Here is an 8,027-nt window from a genome sequence, read left to right as displayed (position 1 = left end):
CTCCGGGGCGTATAACACGAACCCCCGCGGCGGCGATGCAGCGCGGGGCGGCGATTGGAGAGCGCTCTCAGCCAGCGCTTCCCACCCGAGGGGCAGGCTGCTGCGGCAGGAAACACTGAAACAATTCCATATCTTGGAATTTTCAGTTTGCTACATTGCGGAAAATTCCCGATAAGCTGTCGATCAATCAATGGCTTACGTCATCGATTCAGGTCGGCGCAGCCGGCGCTGGACGTCAAGACGTGAGCGCTTCCCTAGCGCGGACGGCGCGGCGGGCGGGGGGCACGTTCCTGCGCTTCGTTGATGCGCAGGGCGCGTCCGCCCATGTCGGTGCCGTTCAGGTGCTGGATGGCCGCTGCGGCCGCCGACGGCTCCATCTCCACGAACGCAAACCCGCGTGGGCGACCGGTTTCGCGATCGTTGATGAGTTTTACCGACTGCACGGTGCCGTACTGCTCGAACAGCGCACGCACCTGGTCTTCCGTGGCGGAGAAGGGCAGGTTGCCAACGTAAATCGAAGTCATGATGGGCGGTCACTTCCGGAAAACGGGGGGCGACGGTTCTCGATGCCGCAGTCCACGCCCGGGGTCGTCGAATCAGCCGGTCGCCGGTGTTTTCCGCATTGCCGGAAACAAAAATCCACCGCGCGGCCCGCGCTAGGCCGTGTCCGCAATCTCGGGCAAAATCGCGCCGCCTTCCTAAGGCGTATAGCCGGCACTGATACCCGAAACCACGAACGCAGCGAAGCGTACGACAATTCCATGTAACGTACACAACGCGGGCAGCGAAATTTTTTGCTGCCGGAGTCCGGCAGACGCTGCATCATTCTTGCGTTGGAAGTGATGATTCATTCAGCTGTTCCGTCCAGGGCAGGCCGCCCCGGCCTGAATTTATGGGCGTAAGCCATTGATTCAGGGAGCGCGGCGCAGGCGTGTACCGCGCGGCGCGAGCTGAGAAATTACAGGGATGGAATTTTTCAGCGTTTCCTTGGATCAGCGCCTGCTTTTGAGTTTGGATGGACCTTCAGGAGACTCCCATGAATGCCCCCACCGTCTTCGAAACCCCATTGCGTTGGCCGGCTGCCGACGAGACCCGTGTGCCGTATCGCATCTATGCCGACCCGGCGTTGTATGTCCAGGAACAGGAACGCATCTTCCGCGGGCCGACCTGGAGTTTTCTGGGTCTGGCGGCGGAAATCCCCAAACCGGGCGACTTCAAGGCCACCTTCGTCGGCGACACGCCGGTGGTGCTGACGCGCGGCGAGCAGGGTGCCGTCCATGCCTGGGTGAACCGCTGCGCGCACCGCGGCGCGCTGGTGTGCCGTGAGCTGCGCGGCAACGTGGGCCCGAACGGCACCCACACCTGCGTCTATCACCAATGGGCGTATGACGCGGCCGGCAACCTGGTCGGTGTGCCGTTTCGCAGGGGCCTGGGCGGCAAGGGCGGCTATCCGGCCGATTTCGACATGGCGGCCCATGGTCTGCAGGCATTGCGCGTGGACACGGTCGCCGAGATGATCTTCGGCAGCTTCGATGCGGCGGCGCCGGCGCTGCGCGATTACCTGGGCGCCGAGCACTGCGCCAACATCGAGCGGCTGTTCGGCCGGCCGATCCGCATCCTGGGCCACGCCCGCCAATACTTTCATGGCAACTGGAAGCTGTACGCCGAGAATTCGCGTGACAGCTACCACGGCGGCCTGCTGCACCTGTTCTACCCGACCTTCGGCATCTACCGGCAGGGGCAGCGTGGCTGGATACACCTGTCCGACAACAAGCTGCACCAGTTGCTGCAGGTGTGCAAACCGGCCGAGGATCAGAGCCTCGAGCACTACCAGCAGGCCAGCACGCGCAAGGCCGACGCCAAGGCGCAGCTCGAGGCGCCGGAACTGCTGCGCTGGGTGCCGGAGCTCGGCGGCGAGGTGGCGCTGACCATCCACTCCATGTTCCCGAACGTGGTGCTGCAGCAGATCTCGAACACGCTGGCGGTGCGGCAGATCCAGACCAAGGGCATCGACGCCACCGAGTTGGTATGGACCTTCTACGGCTTTGCGGATGACAGTCCCGAGCTGACCGCGCATCGCCTGAAGCAGCACAACATGGTCGGCCCGGCCGGGTTCATCTCCATGGAAGACGGCGAGGCGGTGGACATTTGCCAGCAGGGCATCGCCGGCGGTCTCGACGAGGCCTCGGTCATCGAATGCGGCGGCGCCAGTATCGACAGCCTGGACGTGATGGGTGTGGACGAAAACGGCGTGCGCGGCTTCTGGCACGGCTACCGGCACTTGATGGGGTTGTGACTGGCGGCGGCAGGTAAGCCGCGGCCGGGGGTGGATGGAGCCGCCGGTGTTCGGCGCGCAGTCCGGTCACTGATCGGGGTCAAGCGGGGCGGGGGCGGTGTACGGCCGCACGGCGGTAAAGTGCCGCTGACCGCTTCGGCCAGTCAGCGGCCGGTGCAATTGCTGCGGAGAGACTCATGAAGCGACGCTTCGGTGCGGCTGCGTTCCTGGCGCTGTCGATGCTGGCGGTGCCTGCCATGGCGGATCGGGACTTCCATGGCCACCCTGGGCATCGGGGACGGCCTTATGACCCGCATCGGCATTACGACCACTACGAGCACGGCGGCCGGCGGTACGTGTATCGCGGGCACTGGCGATCCTGGGACGACTGGCATCGTTATTACCGCGCGCATCCCCACCTGCACGGCCACGGGCACTACTACCACGACGGCGTGCATCTGATGTATCGCTACTGTGACCCGGACGGCAGCTGTTTCTTTTTTTCGATCGGGCGTTGAGGCTGGCGTCGCGTCCCTTTGGCACTTCCCGCCGTGGCCGTCGGCAAGTCGTCGGCGGGGGCGTTTGGTCGATGTGGCGCGCGGTCACGGGCCAAGGTAGACCGTCACCGGCGTGCGCGACTGGCACAGCACCGCCGCCACCGGCAGGCGCAGCGGGTCGCAGTCGGCCTTGGCCCGGCGGTAGACGGCGTGCTTGGCGGCGCCGCCGAGCGGCAGGTGGATGTGCCGGCTGTCGAGCAGCGCCGCGAGCGTGAGGCTGAGGCGCGGGTGTGGCGCGGCCTGCGGGTCGATGGCGACCAGCTGCGCCTTGCCGTGCGGGTCGAGGGCGGCCGCCAAGCCCGCGGCGCCGGGAAACAGCGATGCGGTGTGGCCATCCTCGCCCATGCCGAGCACCAGCGCGTCGAACGGCCTGGGCAGCTCAGCCAGCGCGGCGGTGCGCTCGGCAATCGCCGCGGCCGGCGTCGGCGCGCCATTCCACAGCGGCACGAAGCGCGCCGCCGCGGCGGCGCCCTGCAGCAGGTGCGCGGCCACCAGCCGGGCGTTGCTGTCCGGGTGCGTGGGCGGCACCCAGCGCTCGTCGGCCAGCGTGACGACCACGCGCGACCAGTCGATGGCGGCTTCGCGCAGGCGCTCGAAAAAGGCGATCGGGCTGCGCCCGCCGGACACCACCAGACCGGGGCGCTCGCGCTGCGCTAGCGCGCGGTCGATGTCCGCTGCCACCGCTGCGGCCAGTGCATCGGCCGCCTCGGCGGCGGTGGGGAAGCTGCGTTCCTCGACCGCCATCAGGCTTCCTCCCGCAAGGCCAGGCCATCGCGCAGGATGAGCGCGCTGGCCGCGGCCGGGCCCCAGGTGCCGGCGGTGTAGGGCTTGGGCGGTTCGTCGAGCGCGCGCCAGCCGTCGAGGATGGGGTCGATCCAGCGCCAGGCGGCGGCCAGCTCGTCGCGGCGCATGAACAGCGTGAGATTGCCCTGAATGACCTCGGTCAGCAGGCGCTCATAGGCTTCCCACTGGCGGTGTTTGAAGGTTTCGGCAAAGTCGAGATCGAGCGCGACCGGTTTTACCTTCATGCCCTCGCCGGGCACTTTGACCAGCAGGAACAGCTTCACGCCCTCGTCCGGTTGCAGGCGGATCACCAGGCGATTGGGTTCGCCGGCGGCCGGTGACGGCGGCAGGATGGCGTGCGGCACCGGGCGGAAGTTGACCACGATCTCGGCCATGCGTTCGGGCAGACGCTTGCCGGTGCGCAGGAAAAACGGCACGCCGGACCAGCGCCAGTTGTCGATCTCGGCCTTGATGGCGACGTAGGTTTCGGTGCGGCTGTCCGGCGGGATGCCGGGTTCCTCCAGGTACCCCGGCACCGGCTTGCCGGCCACGGCGCCGGCCCGGTACTGGCCGCGCACGGTTTTTTCCTTGACGTTGGCAGCGTTGATCGGTCGCAGCGCGCGCAGCACCTTGAGTTTTTCGTCGCGCACGGCGTCGGCGTCGATGCTGGTCGGCGGCTCCATGGCCAGGATGCACAGCAGCTGCAGCATGTGGCTCTGCACCATGTCGCGCAGCGCGCCGGAGGGGTCGTAGTACTCGCCGCGGCCCTCGACGCCCACCTGCTCGGCGATGGTGATCTGCACGTCGCGCACCGAGCCGCGGTTCCACAGCGGCTCGAAGATGGAATTGCCAAAGCGCAGCGCCAGCAGGTTCTGCACCGGCTCCTTGCCGAGGTAATGGTCGATACGAAAGATCTGGTTCTCGGCAAAGATGGCGCCGACGGCGGCGTTGATGGCCTCCGAGCTCGCGTAGTCGTGGCCGAGCGGCTTCTCCAGCACCACCCGCGTCAGCGGCGTGACCAGGCCGTGACGCGCCAGTCCCTCGCAGATGGGCCCGAACAGCCGCGCGGCGGTGGACAGATAAAACACCCGCACGCGGCCGGCACAGTGCTCGAACCAGCCGGTGAGCGCGGCAAAACCGGCCGGATCGGTGCCATCCACCGGCAGATAGTCGATGCGGGCGCAGAACTGGCCCCAGGTGGCGTCGTCCAGATCGGTGGCCGGAATGAACCGCCGGCAGCTGTCGCCGAGCATGGCGAGGTACTCGTCGCGGCTGAGCGGGCGGCGCGCCAGGCCCAAAATGCGCCAGCCGGCGGGCTGGCCGTTGTCGCGAAAGGCGTAGTACAACGCCGGCAGTAGCTTGCGCAGCGCCAGATCGCCGGTGGCACCGAAGAAGATCAGGTCGAACTCGTGCAAAGCGCTCATCGGGCGGCTCCATGGTTCGCGGCTGAAGATGCGGTTGGCATCGCGATTGCTGGTTTCGTGCCAAGGCGGTGGCGATCCGCGTGGCCCGGCGCGGGTGCCATCCTCGCGGCAGCGGGCCGAAACATTTTGCGGCTGGAATTGTTCAGCATTTTCTTCATGCGCCAGCAGCGCAGTGCAGGAGGTTGCCGATGGCCATTGACCCGGTGATTACGACCGTCACCGACCGCATCCGTCGCCGCAGCCGGCCGACCCGGCAGGCTTATCTGGCCCGCCTACGGGCGGCGAAGCGCGCCGGTCCGGTGCGCACGCGCCTGCCCTGCGCCAACCTGGCGCATGCCTGCGCGGGCAGCGACCCGGCCGACAAGGCGGCGCTGGCCGGCGGACAGGCGGTGAATCTCGCCATCGTGTCGGCCTACAACGACATGCTGTCCGCCCATCAGCCGCTGGCCACCTACCCGACGCTGATCAAGCACGTGGCGGCGCAGATGGGCGCGGTGGCGCAGTTCGCCGGCGGCGTGCCGGCCATGTGCGATGGCGTGACGCAGGGCGAGGCCGGCATGGACCTGTCGCTGTTCTCGCGCGACACGATCGCGCTCGCGACCGCCGTGGCGCTGTCGCACGACGTGTTCGATGGCGTGCTGCTGCTGGGCGTGTGCGACAAGATCGTGCCGGGTCTGCTGATGGGCGCGCTGGCTTTCGGCCATCTGCCGGCGGTGTTCGTGCCGGCAGGGCCGATGCCGTCGGGGCTCTCCAACGCCGAGAAAGCCCGGATTCGCCAGCTCTACGCCGAGGGCAAACTGGGCCGCGACGCGCTGCTGGAGGCCGAGTCGCGCGCCTACCACGCGCCCGGCACCTGCACCTTCTACGGCACCGCCAACACCAACCAGATGCTGATGGAGCTGATGGGCCTGCACGTGCCGGGGGCGGCTTTCGTCAACCCCTGCACGCCGCTTCGCGAGGCGCTGACGGCGCAGGCGGCGCGGCTTGCCGTGCAACTGGCGCGCGGCGAGCACGCCGCACCGCTCGGCGAGGTGGTGGACGAGCGCGCCATCGTCAACGCCGCCGTCGGTTTGCTGGCCACCGGCGGCTCCACCAACCACGCCCTGCACCTGCCGGCCATCGCCGCCGCGGCCGGTATCGTCATCGACTGGGACGATCTGGCCGAGCTGTCGGCCGCCGTGCCGCTGCTGGCGCGCGTTTACCCAAACGGCGGCGCGGACGTGAATCACTTTGCGGCCGCCGGCGGCAGCGGCTTCGTGATCCGCGAACTCTTGGCCGGTGGCTTGCTGCACCCCGATGTGCTCACCGTCTCGCCGGGTGGCCTTGCCGACTATGCGACGGCGCCGACCTTGACGGCCGACGGCGCGCTGGCCTGGCAGCCGGCCGCGGCGGTGAGCGGCGATGCCGCCGTGCTGCGTCCGTTCGCCGAGCCGTTCAGCGCCGACGGCGGCCTGCGCGTGCTGACCGGTAACCTCGGCCGGGCGGTGATCAAGGTGTCGGCGGTCAAGCCCGAGCAGCGGGTGGTCGAGGCGCCGGCGCGGGTGTTCGACAGCCAGGAGGCGCTGCTGGCGGCTTTCAAGCGCGGTGAGCTCGAGCGCGATTTTGTCGCCGTGGTGCGCTTTCAGGGCCCGCGCGCCAACGGCATGCCGGAGCTGCACAAGCTGACGCCGGCGCTCGGCGTGCTGCAGGACCGCGGTTTCCGGGTGGCGCTGGTCACCGACGGGCGCATGTCGGGGGCGTCGGGCAAGGTTCCGGCGGCCATCCACGTGACGCCCGAGTGCCTGGGCGGCGGGCCGCTGGCGCGGGTACGCGATGGCGATCTCATACGCGTGGACGCCGAACGCGGTGAGCTCGCCGCGCAGGTTTCGCAGGCCGATTGGGTGACGCGCCGGCCGGCCGTAATCGATCGCTCCGCCAGCCACGTCGGCTGCGGGCGCGAACTGTTCGGTTTTGCGCGGCAGCTGGCCGTGGGCGCCGAGCAGGGCGGGGGATTCATCGCCGCCTGCCCGCCGGTGGTGAGCGCGACGGCGGGGGCGGCATGACCATCGTCGACATCCTGCGCCTGGGGCCGGTTATGCCGGTGCTGGTGATCGACGCCAGCGACCACGCCGTGCCGTTGGCGCGGGCGCTGCTCGCGGGCGGCATTCGCGTGCTGGAAGTGACGCTGCGCACGCCGGTGGCCTTCGACGCCGTGCGCGCCATCCGCGCCGCGGTGCCGGACGCCGTGGTCGGCATGGGCACGCTCACGCGGCCGGACGATCTCGTCGCTGCGCGGGAGGCCGGTGCCGTGTTCGGCGTCAGTCCGGGCGTGTACCCGGAGCTTCTGGCCGCCGCGGCGCAGTGCGGTCTGCCGCTGCTGCCCGGCACCATGACGCCATCGGATGTGATGACCGTGCGCGCCGCCGGCTACACCGCCTGCAAGCTGTTCCCGGCCGCCCAGGCCGGCGGCGCCGGCATGCTGAAGGCCCTGCACGGGCCGTTTCCGGATCAGCTGTTCTGCCCCACCGGCGGCATCGATGCGGTCAGCGCGCCGGCGTATCTCGCACTGCCCAACGTGGCCTGCGTGGGCGGTTCCTGGCTGGCGCCCAAGGCGCTGGTGCAGGCCGGCGACTGGCCGGCGGTCACGGCGCTTGCCACGGCCGCGGCGGCGCTGCGTGCGCGATAGCCTGTCGAGGAAGAGTCGCCTTTTCCGAGGGGGCGGTGTTGCGACGCCTGCCGTGCCCGTGCCGGCAGGCAATCGCTGCTGCCGCCGGCCGGCGGTTGATTTTTGGTCGCGCCGCGGCTAGTTTCATGGCAACCATTCATCATTTTCGCGGCGAGGCGCACTCGGGCGCCCCGCCGCGTTTTTCTTTTGGGAGAGTCCGAATGAACGCGATCGCACCGCCGATCATCCTGTCCTCGCACGACGTGCGCCGCCTCGAGCGCTTGCTCGAGACCGCCGGGCCGCAGTTCCGGGAGACCGTCGAGGCGCTCGAGGACGAGCTCGCC

The 8,027-nt window shown here is 69.0% G+C and carries 7 protein-coding genes and 1 pseudogene; 5 read left to right on the top strand and 3 right to left on the bottom strand.

Annotated elements, in window-relative coordinates:
• Positions 1-254: 254 nt before the first annotated feature.
• Complete coding sequence (locus PHC73_RS08930; RefSeq protein WP_366949841.1) at positions 255-527, bottom strand: RNA-binding protein; 273 nt, start codon at positions 525-527, stop codon at positions 255-257.
• A gap of 509 nt (positions 528-1,036) precedes the next feature.
• On the opposite strand from PHC73_RS08930, the gene PHC73_RS08925 reads away from it, so the two are divergent.
• Both PHC73_RS08925 and PHC73_RS08920 read left to right on the top strand, forming a co-directional pair.
• Positions 1,037-2,296, top strand: coding sequence for a Rieske 2Fe-2S domain-containing protein (locus PHC73_RS08925; RefSeq protein WP_300126879.1), 1,260 nt, complete (start codon positions 1,037-1,039; stop codon positions 2,294-2,296).
• Between the two features lie 176 nt (positions 2,297-2,472).
• Positions 2,473-2,793, top strand: coding sequence for a hypothetical protein (locus PHC73_RS08920; protein ID WP_300126877.1), 321 nt, complete (start codon positions 2,473-2,475; stop codon positions 2,791-2,793).
• An 84-nt stretch (positions 2,794-2,877) separates the two neighbouring features.
• Here PHC73_RS08920 and pgl read toward each other — a convergent pair whose 3' ends face one another.
• Together pgl and zwf are read right to left on the bottom strand one after the other, a co-directional pair.
• Positions 2,878-3,576, bottom strand: a complete 699-nt coding sequence (gene pgl, locus PHC73_RS08915) for a 6-phosphogluconolactonase (protein ID WP_300126875.1) — start codon at positions 3,574-3,576, stop codon at positions 2,878-2,880.
• Complete coding sequence (gene zwf, locus PHC73_RS08910; protein ID WP_300126873.1) at positions 3,576-5,039, bottom strand: glucose-6-phosphate dehydrogenase; 1,464 nt, start codon at positions 5,037-5,039, stop codon at positions 3,576-3,578. The genes pgl and zwf overlap by 1 nt, the downstream gene beginning before the upstream one ends.
• A 188-nt stretch (positions 5,040-5,227) precedes the next feature.
• Here zwf and edd point away from each other — a divergent pair, with 188 nt between their 5' ends.
• The 3 genes and pseudogenes from edd to PHC73_RS13970 form a co-directional block, all read left to right on the top strand.
• Positions 5,228-7,081: a phosphogluconate dehydratase gene (gene edd, locus PHC73_RS08905; protein ID WP_300126871.1), complete on the top strand. Its 1,854-nt coding sequence runs from the start codon at positions 5,228-5,230 to the stop codon at positions 7,079-7,081.
• The gene (gene eda, locus PHC73_RS08900; protein ID WP_300126869.1) at positions 7,078-7,704 is read left to right on the top strand and encodes a bifunctional 4-hydroxy-2-oxoglutarate aldolase/2-dehydro-3-deoxy-phosphogluconate aldolase; all 627 of its coding nucleotides are present in this window, start codon (positions 7,078-7,080) and stop codon (positions 7,702-7,704) included. Before edd ends, eda begins: the two co-directional genes overlap by 4 nt.
• Before the next feature lie 125 nt (positions 7,705-7,829).
• Positions 7,830-8,027 (top strand): annotated as a pseudogene (locus PHC73_RS13970) (hypothetical protein); the annotation flags it as partial.

The organism is Immundisolibacter sp. (genome assembly GCF_028696615.1).
Lineage (GTDB): Bacteria > Pseudomonadota > Gammaproteobacteria > Immundisolibacterales > Immundisolibacteraceae > Immundisolibacter.
This window is presented reverse-complemented; position numbering and strand designations above follow the sequence as displayed.

Excerpts from the sequence above, each read along its gene's own strand:
- PHC73_RS08925 (WP_300126879.1), top strand. The coding sequence starts at position 1,037 with ATGAATGCCCCCACCGTCTTCGAAACCCCATTGCGTTGGCCGGCTGCC.
- PHC73_RS08920 (WP_300126877.1), top strand. The coding sequence starts at position 2,473 with ATGAAGCGACGCTTCGGTGCGGCTGCGTTCCTGGCGCTGTCGATGCTG.
- pgl (WP_300126875.1), bottom strand. The coding sequence starts at position 3,576 with ATGGCGGTCGAGGAACGCAGCTTCCCCACCGCCGCCGAGGCGGCCGAT.
- zwf (WP_300126873.1), bottom strand. The coding sequence starts at position 5,039 with ATGAGCGCTTTGCACGAGTTCGACCTGATCTTCTTCGGTGCCACCGGC.
- edd (WP_300126871.1), top strand. The coding sequence starts at position 5,228 with ATGGCCATTGACCCGGTGATTACGACCGTCACCGACCGCATCCGTCGC.
- eda (WP_300126869.1), top strand. The coding sequence starts at position 7,078 with ATGACCATCGTCGACATCCTGCGCCTGGGGCCGGTTATGCCGGTGCTG.